Origin of the sequence: Traorella massiliensis, from assembly GCF_900104665.1 — a bacterium.
Classification (GTDB): Bacteria; Bacillota_I; Bacilli_A; order Erysipelotrichales; family Erysipelotrichaceae; genus Traorella; species Traorella massiliensis.
The window spans coordinates 391,238-408,683 of sequence record NZ_LT629969.1 but is presented as its reverse complement, the minus strand read 5'-3'; the positions used below and the strand labels follow the sequence as shown (position 1 = coordinate 408,683).

General features: G+C 34.4%; 12 protein-coding genes. 4 read left to right on the top strand and 8 right to left on the bottom strand.

Annotation, left to right across the window (positions count from 1 at the left end):
• Positions 1–143: 143 nt before the first annotated feature.
• Positions 144–4,367: an immunoglobulin domain-containing protein gene (locus BQ5367_RS09190; RefSeq protein WP_071442225.1), complete on the bottom strand. Its 4,224-nt coding sequence runs from the start codon at positions 4,365–4,367 to the stop codon at positions 144–146.
• 345 nt (positions 4,368–4,712) lie between these two features.
• Positions 4,713–8,789 (bottom strand): immunoglobulin-like domain-containing protein, encoded by a 4,077-nt coding sequence (locus tag BQ5367_RS09185; RefSeq protein WP_071442224.1) that lies wholly within the window; start codon positions 8,787–8,789, stop codon positions 4,713–4,715.
• 180 nt (positions 8,790–8,969) lie between these two features.
• Between BQ5367_RS09185 and BQ5367_RS09180 the strand changes: the two genes are divergently transcribed.
• Positions 8,970–10,421: a transposase gene (locus BQ5367_RS09180; RefSeq protein ID WP_071441052.1), complete on the top strand. Its 1,452-nt coding sequence runs from the start codon at positions 8,970–8,972 to the stop codon at positions 10,419–10,421.
• Between the two features lie 185 nt (positions 10,422–10,606).
• On the opposite strand, the gene BQ5367_RS13530 is transcribed toward BQ5367_RS09180, so the two are convergent.
• Both BQ5367_RS13530 and BQ5367_RS09170 read right to left on the bottom strand, forming a co-directional pair.
• Positions 10,607–10,777 carry a hypothetical protein gene (locus BQ5367_RS13530; protein ID WP_154667089.1) on the bottom strand — a complete coding sequence of 57 codons (171 nt, stop codon included), beginning with the start codon at positions 10,775–10,777 and terminating at the stop codon, positions 10,607–10,609.
• A gap of 288 nt (positions 10,778–11,065) precedes the next feature.
• The gene (locus BQ5367_RS09170; protein WP_071442223.1) at positions 11,066–11,731 is read right to left on the bottom strand and encodes an ATP-binding protein; all 666 of its coding nucleotides are present in this window, start codon (positions 11,729–11,731) and stop codon (positions 11,066–11,068) included.
• A gap of 75 nt (positions 11,732–11,806) precedes the next feature.
• Here BQ5367_RS09170 and BQ5367_RS09165 point away from each other — a divergent pair, with 75 nt between their 5' ends.
• On the top strand, positions 11,807–12,433 hold the full coding sequence (locus BQ5367_RS09165; RefSeq protein WP_071442222.1) for a Crp/Fnr family transcriptional regulator: 627 nt from the start codon (positions 11,807–11,809) through the stop codon (positions 12,431–12,433).
• Here BQ5367_RS09165 and deoD read toward each other — a convergent pair.
• A complete protein-coding gene (deoD, locus tag BQ5367_RS09160; protein ID WP_071442221.1) occupies positions 12,430–13,137 on the bottom strand; it encodes a purine-nucleoside phosphorylase in 708 nt (235 codons plus the stop codon). The two genes, BQ5367_RS09165 and deoD, sit on opposite strands and share 4 nt — an antisense overlap.
• 69 nt (positions 13,138–13,206) lie before the next feature.
• Between deoD and BQ5367_RS09155 the strand changes: the two genes are divergently transcribed.
• Positions 13,207–13,590: an HD domain-containing protein gene (locus BQ5367_RS09155; protein WP_071442220.1), complete on the top strand. Its 384-nt coding sequence runs from the start codon at positions 13,207–13,209 to the stop codon at positions 13,588–13,590.
• Positions 13,591–13,610: 20 nt separating this feature from the next.
• On the opposite strand, the gene BQ5367_RS09150 is transcribed toward BQ5367_RS09155, so the two are convergent.
• From BQ5367_RS09150 to BQ5367_RS09140, 3 genes are read right to left on the bottom strand one after another with little or no spacing between them, the layout of a single operon-like run.
• Positions 13,611–14,723: a D-alanine--D-alanine ligase family protein gene (locus tag BQ5367_RS09150; protein ID WP_071442219.1), complete on the bottom strand. Its 1,113-nt coding sequence runs from the start codon at positions 14,721–14,723 to the stop codon at positions 13,611–13,613.
• A 19-nt stretch (positions 14,724–14,742) separates the two neighbouring features.
• On the bottom strand, positions 14,743–16,269 hold the full coding sequence (locus BQ5367_RS09145) for a Mur ligase family protein (protein ID WP_071442218.1): 1,527 nt from the start codon (positions 16,267–16,269) through the stop codon (positions 14,743–14,745).
• Positions 16,266–16,949, bottom strand: coding sequence for an alpha/beta fold hydrolase (locus BQ5367_RS09140; protein WP_071442217.1), 684 nt, complete (start codon positions 16,947–16,949; stop codon positions 16,266–16,268). Before BQ5367_RS09140 ends, BQ5367_RS09145 begins: the two co-directional genes overlap by 4 nt.
• A 158-nt stretch (positions 16,950–17,107) precedes the next feature.
• Between BQ5367_RS09140 and BQ5367_RS09135 the strand changes: the two genes are divergently transcribed.
• The gene (locus tag BQ5367_RS09135) at positions 17,108–17,425 is read left to right on the top strand and encodes a hypothetical protein (RefSeq protein ID WP_143052380.1); all 318 of its coding nucleotides are present in this window, start codon (positions 17,108–17,110) and stop codon (positions 17,423–17,425) included.
• Positions 17,426–17,446 lie beyond the last annotated feature (21 nt).

Here is a 17,446-nt window from a genome sequence, read left to right as displayed (position 1 = left end):
AAATTAGATTTTCTATCTCAATTATAACATTGCCTTATCATATTGTCTTTCCTATTTCATCATAAGAATTTTAACCTATCTTTCATTCTTACATAAAATATAACATTAACGTCCTGCATTTATTCGCAGGACGTTATTATTCTTTATCTTTTAGCTGTCTTTCTTTTATATATATAAGTACTCAACAGTACAGCACCTGTCACAAGTAATAATCCCAACCACAAGAAGATATAACTATCATCATTTGTATTTGGAGTTTCCGTATCCTCTGTTGGCTTATCTGGATCACCTGTTGCCGGTATTTCAACAGATGCTTTCTCATGACCGCAAACTGTACATTCTTCATGTTTCAGACCAGCTTCTGTAGCTGTAGCTTCTTTATCAATGACCCATGTGTATATATGTTCAGCTACATCTTTTTTATCATTGCACTCACTACATTCATGCCAATGACTTGTATCATCAGATACCCATGAATCTGAATAACTATGTCCTGTTGGATCTGTATAATTGGCTACATAAGTATCACCACAAATATCACAAGTATAGGTTGTATAACCTTTTTCTGTACAAGTTGGAGCGGTAACATTTGGAACATAAACATGATCCTCTACTGTAAATTCAAGAACTGCACTTTCAACTTCCGCAGAAGTTTTTTGGCCATCACTTGCTTTAACTTTTACCATATAGTTTCCACTCTCTGAAACTGTCAATGTACTCTTTGTTTCACCTTCAAGAACAACACCATCCTTATACCACTGATAAGTATATGTCAAATTATCTAATTCATGGGTAGCCTTTGCCTCTAATACAGAAGTTTGACCTTCATGAACATTCGTTGATGTTGTTTCAATGGATACAGTTGGTACATTCAATGACCAAATAGCAACAAGACGTGTAGTGTTCTTACTTACTTGATCATTTTCCATATCCCATACATCATCAGTTCCTCTTTCTTTCCATCCTGAAAGAGTATAACCTGTCTTGCTAGGAGTTGGAACATCATCACCATCAATCGTTTCACCCAGCACTACTCCATGGCGATATTCTCTATATTCCGTTTTTTCATCTTCATCATAGAAATAAACAATACTTGCTTCTGCCCAATTTAAATTCTGACCATCTACAACAAATCCATCAAATAAAGAACCCGAAATAAAATTATCACGATTTGGAGTTAGTCCATCTGCATAATTAACAGCTGGAATGTCATATAAAATATTACTTCTACTTATTTCAATCGGATTTACCGGGTTAAATTCATCTGTAACATAAATGACATAGCCATCCTCATAATCATTTTGATAGAATATATCACCATCTATTTGTGGCTGACCGCTTAACTCTAATCTTGGATATAAGATGCTGCCTTCATATCCGAATATAGTAATTGCATGCCCCATATTCTCTTCCGTAGAAACATTATCTTTGATTGTACCACCAGAAATCTTCGCTGTAACATCTCCATCATAAGCATATGTAAATATTCCTGCCCCTGTTATTGATGCAGTATTATCTGTAATAGATCCACTCTTCATTTCAAAAACAGCTAAATTGTTTAAATTTCCATATACATAGACACCGCCACCATATGTTTCGGCAGCATTATTACAAATCGTAGCTCCATCTAAAATAGTTGTACCATTTAGTGTTACGATACCTGCTCCTTGTCCAGCCGTATTGTTTTTAATTTCACCACTAGTAAGATTAACCATTCCTGAAGAATTAAAAATACCTGCACCCCAAACATCATCATGGTTACCAGAAATTTCACCGCCACTCATATTCAGATAGCTTCTATTTCCTACAAAAACTGCACTCTTATTGTTGTTAACAAGCTTTGCTCCTTCTTGAATATTGACTGTCGCACCATTTGTAACAATAACAAGAAAACTAGTACCCTCTATCTTCTTACCATCAATCGTTGTATTTGAAATTGTTAATACAGTATCACTTCCTGTTACAGTTAAAAGAGTTCCTTTATAATTACTTTCACGTTCAATATTTACACCATCTAACATCAATGATGAATCAATTGTTACTCCACCACAAATGTAGATCGTTCCACTTTCATCTACTAAATTTAAGGCATGTTCCAGCGTCCTGACAGCATGATCACGATCTTCACCACTATTTGTATCATTACCATTTAAACCATTCACATATACACTTGCCTTACGGGCAATCGTAAATGTTTCATCATTATTTTCAACAACACCTAATCCAGGGTAGATAAAATCAGGATTAGGATTATTTGAATAAGTTCCACCTTTAAGAACGATATTCTTTTCCCCAGTGGCACTACTATCCTCAAGCATCTGTACAGCTAAACCTTTTTCACTTGTAAAAGTACCATTATCTACATTAACCTGAATATCTCGATCATAATTTCCTTCAACATAGATTGCAGCACCCGTATCATTTACACCACTGTTAATTCCTGCTGTAGGATTCCGTCTTTCTCCAGTACCTATAATTTCAGCGTTATTAGTAATATTTACAGTTCCGCCTTTTATTGCTACAGCCGTTGTGCCTGTCACTTTCGTTCCATCAATCGTTAAAGTACTATCAGCTGCTGGGAAATAAATACCAATCATATCATTTGCAATTACTGAACCGCCTTTTAAATTGATATTGATTCCAGTGCTCACACCGTTACAAACAATACCATAATCTTCATTTGATGTACTATTTGCTATCAAATCAACATTTTCAAGGTTAAGTGTTACATTATTAAAATAAGTTACATTGCCACCTGGAGCACCTCCAGCAGGAATCCCCACTTCTGCTCCTGTGCCATCATTATTGATCATCACACCGTTTTTAATCGTCAATTCTGCATCGTTTGTATTTACACGAATGACAGAAATTCCATCGCTTGTAACTGTATGTCCATTTAAATCCAATGTTAAACTTATATTTTCTGCACTTAGTGAAATACCACCTTGATAATCATTTAATAATACGGCTGTATGATTTATATCATTTTCTGCTGCCTGTGTGAAACTTCCATGAATATATTGTTTTCCATCTGAATGATTAGATAAGAAGCCACCAACCGTAATATAAGAAGCAACTTTTTCATTATATTCTATATATGCACTTGTACCAAGTTCAATAAGCGTATTTTCACTATTTGATACAAGTTCAATATTTTCAGCTAATAAAACTGGCATTGCCTTTAAACTATTACCTGAACGTGCATATAAAGGAATATTTGCGCTAATACGAGAAATAGTACTTGAAGAATTACGAACAGTCACTCCAAGCTCTCCTTGTGCATCACCAGAATTCGAAGTAATCTCTAATCCATATCCATCCGTTGTACTATTAGTAATATTATGTCCATTTAGATCAATGATAGCATGATTTACAGTTACTTTAACATTTTGAGTTCCATTGTAATCTTTTAGAAGTACTAATACTTCACCATCTTTTAACTCTGCGGCAGCTTTAACAAGTGAGCCATAATATGTATCACCAATCATAGCCACAGCATTTTCTTGAGTTAATTGTGATACTTCCCAGTGACCATCTACTTCAGCACACATCATTCCAGCTGGTAAAACACCAGACACATCCTGTTCAAACCAACCATCCAAAACAAAACCGCTTCCTACAGAACCAGTTATTTTTCCAAATGTTCCGCTATACAATAAAATTGCCGCATCTTCTTTAGAGGAATTGATGCTGCTTACATATACTTTGCTAGCTTCTTCTGTTGTTTGTTTACTTCCAGCTGGTTTCGCTCCTACAATAACAGTTGAAGCAGATGCACTGGCTTTTATTCCATAAGAACCTTCTATTCTGCCTTCTATTACTTCAGCTTTGCCGCTACCCATAACATATAATACCCAAGTAGCATTACTATGAGTCTGTCTTGCGGTACCACCACTCATTATAAAATAATCACCATTTTGTATTCTAACAACAGCATTTCTGTATCCAGTGCCTTCCAATGTACCACTTTCAAATTTCACTGTATCAGCGCCACCGCCATTCATATCAATAATATAATTTGTACCTGTTAATTTTCCATTATCACCACTATCTTTAATAGTCACAGTGATAGGATTTTCCTGTGTACCTTGAATTTTAAATGAATAATTTCCCATTGTAATTGTCTGACCATTTAAATCCACTGTCACATCCTTATTGATCGTAATATGAGCAGTTAAGTCAAAACTAGCAGTGAGCTGAATCGTTTCACCTTCATTTAAATCATTTAATGCTTCTACTAGTGCTGATTCACTATCAACAGCATAAATACTATCATCCTGTCCATGAATCATCTGTGGAACATTCATAAATATCATCAATGTTGCTAATAAACAAGATAACCATTTTTTGAAATCCCACTTTTTCATAATTGCTTCCCTCCTTTTTTATGAATAAAAATACAGAAAACGCAGATTATCCGCTATAAAAACGAACAACCTGCGCTCTTTGCTTGACATGATGAATAGGACGACCATGTGATCATTAAATGATGAGTTATCTTTTTTATCATATGTCAAGCTCCTTTCTGAATTTTTAGTATATACTTATATTAGCATAAACACTATAATTTTCAAGGCGTTTCCTTACTTTTATATAAATTCAAAATTGATTTTTATTATTATATTTATCATTCATTTATAACGTTATAATTTAGTTAAGATCATTATTTTAAATTACATTATAAAAAGCAACGAATTGTTGCTTTTTATATATCATTTATTTAAATGATCTCTTTCTCTTTTAATTAGAAGTAAACCAGCAATTGTGATAGATAATACTACTGCAAATGAATATAAAACAATTTGTGAATGATCGCTTGTTTTTACAGAGCCATCATCTTTTGAATCATCATCGATTGTATCACCATCATCAATAGGAAGATTATCCTCTTCATTATCTTCATTATCAGTTGGAGGTGTTATCTCTTCTTTTTCTTTTACGATAACTTGAATTGTTTTTTCTGCTGTCTTACCTAAAGAATCACTTACCTGATACGTCACATAATAAGTTCCCGGTACTGTTGTAGATACAGTATTTTCAATCACTTGAATTGCTGTAGTCAGATCCTGATCCTCTGTATCAGTTGCATAAACTCCTTCCATTGGATCAAAAGAGTCACCCACTGTTAATAGCTGATCTTCTGCATAAATAACAGGTGCATCATTCTTATAATATACGTTAACAACCAAATCTTCAGATACAATACCCGATAATTGATCTGTATCGATTGAATCAAAGTGATATCCGGAAATAGCTACATTCACTGCTTCTGCAATATCATAAAAATCACCATTTGTTAATTCAACAACATAAGAAGGTTGAATTAGTTCATTAAGATCTTTGTCTACATATTGAACAGTAATTGTAGAAGATCCTGTTTCTTCACTCCATACTAAAGCAAATGGAGAGAATCCAGAACGAGGAATTGAGAATCTGATACCAAATTCAGTTGGTTCAAATTCAATTGTTTCAAGTTCACAATTACGTATCGCTTCTTCAACATCTGCTTGTCCACTGATTCCATATTCACGGTGAAGATCTTTGTAATGAACAAGTGAGAAGTCAGTTGTTTCATCAGTTCCTTCAGGATATGGTAAATACACTGTTGTTCCACTACTTGCGGAAACCCAGGCATTTCCATTATAAGCATCAACTAAATCTAAGTAATGGAAATCAAAATGAACGAATGTACCTAATTCATCTTGAATTTGTAGATATTCTTTTGCTTTTTCTTCCATCAATTCTTGACGGTTATCATTTTCATCTTCTAATAACAACGAATCATCCAATAATTGAATACCCGAAATATCTGAAACTGTTCTGGAACTATCGTTATTTATATAGAATCTTGGATTACTGCCATTTGCCATAGCTGTCGCATGTTCTACTTTTGAAGTTATTTCATCTTCTGTTACCAATGGATGAATAATTGTTCCTGAAATCGCTCCTTTTTTATCAGAAATATGGCGCACTATAACTGTACCGCCTTCATCACTTAGAGTCACGATATTACCATTGATAAGTACATCTTCATCTTTAAGACCATTCTTCCAGGAAAGGGTAGCAGTATATTCTCCAGCTTGTCTGTCATCAGTAACTACTTTACCATCTTCATCCGTATATGTAACTTCAAGATGATCCATCAATTGATCAATTAAACGTCCATCATCAGTAGACATTGCTTGTCCTTTGATTGTCAAAGATTTAAGTTCACCACTATAATTAACATCAACAGAATTAACAATTGTGAAATCTGGAAATCCACCATTATCATATGTTTCATCACCTTGTCCGCCACCTGTATAGATGGTAATATCATCAGGTACTAAAGTGTATTCATTATTATTGAAAAGCATTACTGCATAAGCTTGATTTTCTGTAAGATTCTTAAGAGTGATAGGAATCTGAGTAACATTTTCAACTTCTTCAATTGTCACATCAGCATTTTCTTGAGGTGTACCATCATCATTGACAGGCATATATACTACATATAATCCTGCTTTTCCTGGTGTTGATAACGGATCAAATTCAAAAGAAAACTCTGTTGCTGATGGCTGGATCCAAAGAGCACTAGATCCTACTTTAGACCATCCAGCATATCGTTCGTTGACTTCCTTTTCAAGTGCTGCTACCACTTGTGATGTAGCACGTCCTAAATTGACATCTGCATATCCTTCTGAAAGGATCACAGTTCCGGCACTTACATAAATTCCTCGTGTATCACCAAGAACATTTGAACTTATATGCGTATATTCATAACCACTTTTTCCATCACGTTCAGCTACGGCATAACCACCTGATGCAGAAATTTGATAATTGCCACTGCCATTTCCAGATATTGTTCCACCATTTAGTTCGACAAGTGATTCACCTGCAACAGTATAAGATATGCCAACTCCACCATTATCGGCAACAGTCCCGCCATTCATGATAAATGTAACGCCTCTCCAGTCAGCTTTTCCACTCACTTGTACACCATAACTAGAATTACGAGAAATTTCTCCACCATTCATAATTACTAATGAGCTATTATTCACACGAATTCCTAAACCAGTATTATCAATGATATGTGCTGTTGATTCAATCGTACATTCTGGAGTTCCACCGCCTTGGTTAGCCATATAAATGATAGCATTAGTAAGAAAACCTAACCTTAAGGATTTATTTTTTTGAATGGTGCCTCGAATGACATAATGTGAACCATTATTCGAATAGATTAATCCACCTGCATTACTTGTCTGGCAATTTTCAATCACTCCATTTTCACCTAATTCAATTAAACCATACCAGGAACGATATAACCAGGATTCACCAGAATTACAATCAGAAATAGTACCATCAAAAAAAATTTTATGTTTATAATCCTGACCTAAATCATCAAAATGTACTACCGGTATTCCATCAACCTTCGAAATGTATGATCCTTTATCCGCAGTAAAATTACAGTATTGTGACCAAATAGCACTATTATTACCACTGAATTTACCAGTAACATTATTGATTTTACCCGTACTCGTTAATGTAGCTTCACCACCAGAACGTAAATGGACAGCAATTCCATTTTGTCCCTGCCATGCTGCATCAGTTCCAGTAATATTTTGGATCGTTCCACCGATAGTTGCAGTTCCACCATCAACATAAACAGCTCTACCGTTCATTGCTGCTCCATCAGAACCACCAATGATACCACCCTTCATATTGAGTGTGCCACCCTGTAACCATAAAGCACCAGCGGGTCCAAAACTTCCACTTGTACCTTTTTCTCGAGTAATTGTTTTGTCATCTATGATCTGACTGCCTTCTTCCATCACTAGTACACCACTAGCTAAACGTACAGCAGACATACCACCATAATTTTTAAGTATTGCGCCATTACCTAATGTAATCGTTGCAACACCATTATAAGTTGCTATGATACCATCTTGAACGATGTCTGTATTTGGAACTTCTTTACTGCCCACTGTAGTATGTCCATCACCTTCTGAATCTGCTTGAACAAAATAACTGCCTTCTTTTTTACCAGCATCATCAAGAATAATATGAGTTAATGTTAATGATGCCGTATTTGGCCCATCTGTACTATCTACTTCTATTAATGCAGGATTATACGTAGAACGTGCAGCATCTTGAACCTGAGCAAAATCATCTCCACGTGTTAACGTATATGGTCCTCCATTACCACTTGTAATCGTAAGATCTTTCCCATAATAACGTGCAGTACTGTTCATTGTTAAGTCAGACATAACATAAATCGTTGCACCATCACTTGCTTTTTTAACAGCATAAGATAATGTTGCAAAAGGTGTACCTTGTGATCCATCTCCTGTTGTATCATCCCCATTTGCTGATACATACACAACATCAAGTGAGTCATCAGGCACTTCAACGGCATTAGATGGTACTTCTGCGACAGGAACATTAGACGGCACTTCTGTTTCTGTGATTTCAGTAACTTCAACTGAAACTGTTTCATATAAGATTTCTGATGTTTCTTCATCAATATATTCAATGTCAAACTCATAATTTCCATTATCGGTTACATCATAAGAATATTGGGTTAGATCATCTTTTACAATCATACCATCCGGCAAAGTAACCTGATTCACTTTCACCTGTTCATTTACATATAAAACAATAGTAACACTTGATTGATCTTTACTCAGTTTCTTATCAAACTGATAATCAACACTCTCTTGAACAGTGGCTAAAACACTTGGAGTTAAAGATGCTGTTATGCAACCAACTGCCATAAATATAACCAATAAAGCAATAAACAATTTTTTCTGCATTTTTTCCTCCTTTTCAAAAAAAGAGCGTGGTCGAAAACATTTTAACGGCTTGTTTACGCTCTTTTTTAATTGCCGTTTTTTTGAAATCCCCCCAACTTTTTTCACTTTTTGCTTGACAAATCGCCCTCGTTGCGGGCTCGCTTTGCTCGCCTTTCTGTAGTAAGTAGGTGGTGATCTTCAATGTTAATTTATTTCTCTTCGTCTCAAGATTACAAAGAATTTCTTAAGACAGAAAAGTCTTCTCTTTCAACTTCTGATCTTTTCAGACTTTCTTCTCCTAATTTTAAGTCTGCTATTCATAAGTTGTCTAAACTTGATGTCGACCTTGTCGCCGATATCATCTTTCCTTTATATTCTCCTTTGGGTCGTCCCGCTAACGATCCTGCTATCTATTTGCGTTCTGTCGTTTTGATGCTTCATCTTGGTTTTACTTCTCTTAAAAATTGGTGTTATGAAGTTCATCACGATAGGCTTCTTCAATATCTTATCGGTTCTTGGAATGTTCCTAACCATTCTTCTCATTACGATTTCATTAACCGTATCACTCATTCTTTTTCTCACCATAACGATCTTCTTCCTAAAGGCCTTTTTACGAATAAATCTAATTCTTCTAAACCTAAGAAAGGTGAAAAATTAATGAACTTCTCTAATGATGATACTTATTCTCTTTTCGATAATTACACTCATGATGGTTCTGTTTTTGACCGTGATCGTATGATTTATACTCTTCAATTACTTTTTAACGCTATTGCTGTCATTCCTTCTCATGACATGGGCTTTATTGATTCCTACAATCTTGTCTTTTCTGGTGATGGTTCTGCTTTTCATATTCATGCTTCTCCTTTTGGTCATCAAATCATTAAAGATGACAATATTTTAAACACTCATCGTTATAGCGCTAAAAACGCAGATTTTGGTTGGGACAGTGATCTTGGAATGTATTACTTCGGTTATACTCTCTATAACATTTCTTATCATAACCCTCTAATCCATACTGACCTTCCCGTCTTTATCGATTTAGAGAAAGCTTCTCGTCATGATGCTCTGTCTTCCATTTCCTCTACCGCTCGTTTCCTTGATATTAACCCTGAACTCTCTCCAAAATTCATGTGTTTCGATTCCGCAAGCGATTCTTCTGCCGTTTACCAATTTCTGCGTCACCATAATATTATCCCAATCATTGATTTCAATCAACGTAAATTGGGTAAAAATATTTATAAACACTTTGATTCTATTAGTGAAAACGGCAAACCAATTTGTGATTGTGGTGTTGAAATGTATCACTGTGGCTACGACTATCAAAGGCAAAGAAGAAAATTCCGTTGTCCTCTAAAAATGGGATTGATTGATTCTTGTCCACATGCAGATACATGTTCTCCTTCTCCATATGGTAGAACTGTTTACATTAACGATTCGCTTGATATGCGTCTTTTTGGCCCTGTTCCTTACAAAACAGATAAATGGAAAGAACTATACAAAAATAGAACTTGTACTGAGAGAATCAATAATAGAATTCTCAATGACTATCATCTTCATCAGATGAGAATTCGTGAAGACTCCAAAGCAGCTTTCTTTTCAATCTTTGCCGCCATCAATATTCATCTTGATGCTTGGATTAAAAATGAAACCTGATTTTCGCTAAATTTATTTTATTTCATTTGTGCACTTGTTTTTAGTGCGCTCATTTTTTTTATTTAACTTTTTTATTTAAAATCTCTTCTTTTTCTTTTCGATTAAGTACTACTTTTCGTCCTTACTCAAAAAATACACAGAAAAAGGCGTACCTGTCTCATTAGACAAAATACGCCTTATATTGATTACAATTTTGGCCGACTAAAAAATGCGCAGAACCAGCTGCTTGCTTGCTTGCTTGCTTGCTTGCTTGCTTGCTTGCTTGCTTGCTTGCTTGCTTGCTTGCTTGCTTGCTTGCTTGCTTGCTTGCTTGCTTGCTTGCTTGCTTGCTTAGAAATTGTCGCAGTTTCAGCCATTATTGTCAATCCCCTTTCTGCAATTTTTTCTATATATATATTAGCATAATTATCATAATTTTCAAAACTTTTTCATACTCAAATTTTTGGTCAAATTTAATTTACATTAACATAAAATACAATCCTCTAATATATTTATTCTATTCTTAACATTCATTACTCTCTTGCTTTCAGAAAGAACATCACAGTATGAAACAATGATTTTTGGGCTGATAAGATCATAATCAAATATATATTTCAACACTTTAAATCATTGTAAATAAAAGGCTAAGAATCAATTCCTAACCTTTATTCTATAATTTCACCATCTGCAGATATAGTAACGATTTGCCATGGAATCATCTTTCTGCTATTTCTTAAAGCTTCGATCACTGCATGTTCGATTCCACCACAACATGGTACTTCCATACGTACCACAGTCACACTTTTTATATCATTATTTTGAATAATAGCACTTAATTTCTTTGAATAATCGACATCATCTAACTTAGGACATCCAATTAAAGTAATATGATTTCTCATAAACTTTTGATGAAAATTACCATAAGCATAAGCTGAGCAATCAGCTGCTACCAAAAGACGTGCATCTTTAAAATAAGCTGCTTGAATCGGTGCCAATTTGATTTGAACCGGCCAGTTCCTTAATTCTCCATATATCTCCTCATGTTTTACAGATGCTTCTCTATGAATTGCTTTTGGTTGGGATCCTGGACATGAACATTGTTTTGATGCCAATACAGCGGTCTCATTGTAGGCTGGAGCTTCTCGCATTTCAAAGCTGATTGCATTCTGTGGACAGGCTGGCAAACAGTCTCCTAAACCATCACAATAATCTTCACGCATTAATTTTGCTTTACCATCAACTAAACCAATTGCTCCCTCATGACAGGCATCTACACATAAACCACAGCCATCACACTTTTCTTCATCAATCTTGATTATCTTTCTTAGCATATCATTACCTCCATGATTATTTTATATGATATGATAATAAAAATATGTTGTAATTACAACGAAAGGAAGTTTTTTATGAATTTAAATCAATGCCTATTATTTAAACAATATACACCAAATCAAATTACTATGCTTCTTCATGAAATCCACGCTTATAAAAAAACATATTCAAAAAATCATATCCTTGCTCATCCCCTTGATCATACTGATAAATTTGGCATTTTATTAAAAGGAAAGCTCCATATTAAACGCACAGATTATAATGGCAATCAAATTCTTTTAAGCGAAATCAGTGAAAATGATCTTTTCATGGAAACCTTTGCCCTTGCCCATGAGCCATTTCATGTGAGTGTCATCACCCAAAGCGAATGTGAAATTTTATGGATTCCTACAAACCATCTATTTTCAAATCAGATCGATAAAAGTTTTTTAATCAATCTTACACAGATCATGGCTCAAAAAAATTTATTTCTATCACAAAGAGTCAATCACCTATCTAAAAGAAAAGCAGAAGAAAAAATTCTTTCATTTCTCAATGACTATCAATTAAAAAATCAATCTTCTTCTTTTATGATTCCTTTTACACGCCAGCAGATGGCGGATTATCTAGGCATGGATCGCAGTGCTCTTTCTTTTGTCTTAACAAAACTGAAAAAGAAAAAGATTCTTGATTTTCACAAGAATCATTTTATCTTATATTAGCTAATGGCTGCTTCAAGTGCAATCTTCATCATGCTCGTAAAGCTTGTCTGTCTTTCCTCAGCTGTTGTTTCTTTATGAGTTACAAAAGAATCACTCACCGTAATCAGACATGCTGCATGTTTGCCTAATACTTTTGCATTGTGGAAAAGTGCAAAGCTTTCCATTTCCACAACATCACAGCCATGATTTTTATAGAAATCATCTGTGCTATCATCTTCATGATAGAAAACATCACTTGAATGAATTCTTCCTAAAGTTAAAGGAATATCCAGTTTCTTGGCAGCATCAATAATTTTCTGGTTCAGTTCAGGACTTGGTGTCTGAATATCTGACTCATCGCCACTCTGTACCTTTGCAAAGGTTGATTCGCTCCAGCAATCTTTTGCTAGAACTGTGTCAAAGAGATCTAATTCTGGTGAATAAGCACCAGCAGAACCGATACGAATAATATTTTCAACATCATAGAACTTATATAATTCATATGAATAAATACCGATACTTGGCATACCCATACCGCTTCCCATAACAGATACCTTCTTACCTTTATAAGTACCTGTGTATCCTAACATATTACGTACGGAGTTAAACTGTACAGGATTTTCTAAAAAGTTTTCCGCAATAAATTTGGCCCTCAGCGGATCTCCGGGCATTAAAACTGTTTTCGCAATTTCACCTGGTTTTGCGCTATTGTGTGGTGTTGACATCATTTGTCCTCCTTCTTAAATTCTACTTTCATTATACCTTTTTTTTATAAAAAATGATATACTTGAAGCATGAAAAGATTAGAAAGAGTCAAATCCGATATTTTCAAGCTATATGATACGATTGAAAATGATTTTAACCGTCAATTATGCCGTAATCATCATTTAAATGTTTATCATGAAATAGAAAAGCTTACAGACAATGAATGTCTGCATATCGCAGCACTTCTTCATGATATAGGCACCTATTTAGGATTTAAAGGTAAACATGCATTGACGAGTGCTAAGTTTGCGAAAGAATTTTTAGAAAAGTATCATTGTTTCAATGATGAAGAATTAAAGCTGATTTATGATGTGATTGCGTTACATAGCAATAAGGACAAGGTTGATTTTTATGAAGCTGAACTTTTAAAACAAGCGGATATGAATGCACATCACTTAGAAGATCTCTGGTAATATGTATGACAGCAAAGCTGTCATTTTTTTAAAAGATTTACATCCCATTTTCTTTTAAATATAAAAGAATCAATCTCTCTGATTTCTTTCATTTTCTTTAAATACTTTTCTTTAGCGCATCTTTTCATAATTTCAATCATTTCATGAGGTGTTATGATTCCCTTAAATAAGTAAACAGAATAAGAACCAGGAATAATATTAATTTCATTCATCATTAAATGATCACTATAAAGAAAATCAAAACGAACGACCCCGCTACATTCAAAGTCAATAAAGCTTTTTTTAGCTAATTCTTGAATTTCCTGGATAAGCGTTTTATCCAAATCAGCAGGACAAGTACGTGTTGCTGGTTTTTGTTTTACTAATGAGCCACCATATTTATCACTATAAGAATAATAGTCATGATCGATATGAATTTCTTCAATATGTGAAAGAATCTGTTCATGTTCATTACCAATCACTGCAATATTAAATTCCCGTACATTTTCTAGTTTTTTCTCAACAATTAATTTATTGTCAAAAGCAAATGATTCACATATCAATCGATCCATTCTTTCATCATCATACACACAATTGATGCCGATAGAACTGCCACCTTTTGCTGGTTTCACGATCCATGGTTTATCAATAGGAACTTCTTTTAAAAGGCTTAGATTATTTAAGATCATATCTTTATGAATGACGACTCCTTCATTATGTGGCACTTGAAATACTTGAAACATCCTTCTCATTAAATCTTTATCCATGAAAATAGCACAAGTAGCTAATGAACTTTGCGCATAAGGCAAATCTAAAAGTTCTAATAGTCCCTGAATGCTGCCATCTTCACCGCTAACACCATGCATCAAAGGAAATGCCATATCAATCATGATCTTTTGATTCCAGGCTCTTTTTACTTTTAGATATACATCCTGATAATTTTTCTCAAATGTTACTTCTTTGCATAAACGAAGATTTACATTGGCATAAAAATCAAAATCACGTAAACATTCTCCAATATAAAAACGATTTTCTTTACTTGTATAAACTAAGATCACTTCATCTTCTTTAAAATATTTGATCATCTGCAAAGCAGAAAGAATCGAAATTTCATGTTCTGTTGAGCTTCCGCCATAAATCAGTGCAATCTTCATAGAAACCTCCTACAATAACCTATGCCTTCTTTTCCGAAGCGTTCATTAAAATTTCAGGAATATCATTCTCTATTAACATCGTATCCCCCTCTTCAATCATCGCCCTCATCAAGATCAAAGCATCTTTCATCGTTACACAATAAGCAACATTTTCCATATCATAATGTACTTCTTTTAAGCCGGAAACAATATCACTGCATTCACCAATCAATACGATTTTCTCACAAAAAGCCATCTGCATACCAAAGAGTTTACTGTAATAGCCATGCAAGTCTCCTAAATCAATAAATCCAGGTGTCACGATCAAATGCCTTCCTGGCATCATTTTGAGCACCTCAAGAGAAATACGGGCACTCTCCGGATTTGAATTATAAGCATTATCAATACACATTCCCTTATAAAAAGGTTTTAATTCCATCCGATGTTCAATCGGCTTAGCACAAGCAATTGCCATTTGGATCAAAACAGGATCAACCTTTAAATAATGCCCTATTCCAATCGCAAAAAGACAATTCAAAATATTATGCTCACCTAAAAGAACCGTTGAAAAATGAACCAAATGATTTTCTAACATCACATCAAACTGACTTCCTAAATGATCACAGACAAGATTGACCGCTTTCAGTTGTGCTGCACTATGAAGTCCTACACGAGTCACTTCACATGCCAGATTCATTTCCTGCTCATGAAGATAAAAGTTATCAAAATTAAAAAATCCCATTCCCTGCTTTGGTAACGATTCTAACAGCTTCATCTTCTCATGAAGAATGTTCTCGATCGATTTAAAGGTAGAAAGATGTTGAGGACCTACTGCTGATACAATACCAATCACAGGTTCTACAAAAGTACAGAGATCTTCAATTTCATGCATATGATCAGCACCCATTTCACAGATAAAAACCTCTTGATCATTCATTTCTTCCAATATTGTTTTTGTGATCCCCATCTCATTATTATAAGAAGCCCTCGTTTTTAAACATAAATATTTCATTGATAATACATCATAAACAAGATTTTTAATACTTGTTTTCCCATAACTGCCTGTAATACCAATCTTAATTCCTTCAAATTGATCACATTTTTTCTTGGCTTTTAAAACATAACTTTTACGAATTGAAATTTCAATTGGGTCACAAATCCAAATATAAAGATAAAAAACAAAATGATGAAAAATCATCATAAATAACATAATTAACTGATTCAATACTTCCCAAATGATCAAAGATAAAGCCAAAAATAAAAAATCCAAAAAAACAATTAATAAAAAAAGCCGTATGATCCTCTTCGTTACCTTTAATTTATCTTGAAATATCTTTGTCTTTTTAATAGCTGCTGGCAGCATCATCAAAATAATCAAATAATAAAGAATAGCTACATCATAGATTTCAAGCAATATAACTCCAACAGATAATATAATCATCAATATCAAATCTTTGACCATGAGATCCATCGTATTCAAATAACGATCTTTTTGATAATGAATCTTCTGATAGAAACAAATATCATCTATACTTAACAAGTTCCAATAAATAAGAGCAGCAATCATAAATCAAGTCCCTCCAAAAACTCTTTAACAATAAAACAAAAACGGGCATATTCCTGATAATAAGCAAAATGATCACCATCTTTAAATACAATAAGACTGCTCTGTGATATCAGCTCATGCATTTTCTTTCCCATCCACAAAGGCGTTTCTTTATCATTTTTCCCCCATATAAGCAAAACAGGTACTTCAATCTTCTTCATTTCTTCACTTAGATCCTGATTCACAGCATCTATCAAAACTTTTCTTAAAAATCCTGAAGCTTTTTCATAATCATAACTGCCTTTCATTTTAAAGCCATTATGATGAAGATAGATACGTAATTTTTTTCTTAATGATAAAGGAGGCCGTATGCCGGCTGCTCCTGTCAGTATCATCGCTTTAACCGGATATTTTAAAGCATACTTAATAGCAATGCGGGCACCAAAGGAATGAGCGATGAATATCGGATCACAAATATTCTTTGATATAAGAAATGTATGCAATGCATCGACATAATCTTCAAATTTCTGATAATTTTCAATCTCATCGCTTTTCCCAAAACCAAACAAATCTAGATTAATACATTTATAATCATGAGAGAGTAATGCAGCATGAGGATTCATCATCTGCATATTAGCTCCCCATCCATGAAGAAATACAAGGGGCTGTTGATCGCCCGTAATAAAAGAATTGATATTCAATAGATCCCTCCACTATCATATTATGCAAGAAAATGATTTTGTAACCAAAATCATATGCAAATAAGCAACTCCCTATCTGCATACCCACCTGCCTTTCTAGCGGCGTGGTTCCACCGGCACCTTCACATCTCCTTCTTTTGCTTTCCGCTGAAATGTTCATGCGGGAGAGTCATGGAATTCGTCGAGGTCTTTATCTTCGGATGATACAGGATGGAAAGGAGCTGATTGCGATGATAAAGAAAGATAAAAAATTATTTGACGAAATGGATCTTATAGCCAGGGACGAATTTGTAAGGTGCAAGTGTCTTGCATGCGGACACGAGCAGAAGATTCCCTCATGGCTGATTGCGGAGATCAGCGAAATGAATGAAGAATGCGGTCTGGATGATCATTTCTCATCGGCGTGTTACAAATGCGAAGATGGTGAAGTTGTAACGATGGATTATTACAATAAAGTCAAGAATAGAGAGCAGTAAAAAACGTTCTATCTATTCCTC

Excerpts from the sequence above, each read along its gene's own strand:
- BQ5367_RS09190 (WP_071442225.1), bottom strand. The coding sequence starts at position 4,367 with ATGAAAAAGTGGGATTTCAAAAAATGGTTATCTTGTTTATTAGCAACA.
- BQ5367_RS09185 (WP_071442224.1), bottom strand. The coding sequence starts at position 8,789 with ATGCAGAAAAAATTGTTTATTGCTTTATTGGTTATATTTATGGCAGTT.
- BQ5367_RS09180 (WP_071441052.1), top strand. The coding sequence starts at position 8,970 with ATGTTAATTTATTTCTCTTCGTCTCAAGATTACAAAGAATTTCTTAAG.
- BQ5367_RS13530 (WP_154667089.1), bottom strand. The coding sequence starts at position 10,777 with ATGGCTGAAACTGCGACAATTTCTAAGCAAGCAAGCAAGCAAGCAAGC.
- BQ5367_RS09170 (WP_071442223.1), bottom strand. The coding sequence starts at position 11,731 with ATGCTAAGAAAGATAATCAAGATTGATGAAGAAAAGTGTGATGGCTGT.
- BQ5367_RS09165 (WP_071442222.1), top strand. The coding sequence starts at position 11,807 with ATGAATTTAAATCAATGCCTATTATTTAAACAATATACACCAAATCAA.
- deoD (WP_071442221.1), bottom strand. The coding sequence starts at position 13,137 with ATGTCAACACCACACAATAGCGCAAAACCAGGTGAAATTGCGAAAACA.
- BQ5367_RS09155 (WP_071442220.1), top strand. The coding sequence starts at position 13,207 with ATGAAAAGATTAGAAAGAGTCAAATCCGATATTTTCAAGCTATATGAT.
- BQ5367_RS09150 (WP_071442219.1), bottom strand. The coding sequence starts at position 14,723 with ATGAAGATTGCACTGATTTATGGCGGAAGCTCAACAGAACATGAAATT.
- BQ5367_RS09145 (WP_071442218.1), bottom strand. The coding sequence starts at position 16,269 with ATGATTGCTGCTCTTATTTATTGGAACTTGTTAAGTATAGATGATATT.
- BQ5367_RS09135 (WP_143052380.1), top strand. The coding sequence starts at position 17,108 with ATGCGGGAGAGTCATGGAATTCGTCGAGGTCTTTATCTTCGGATGATA.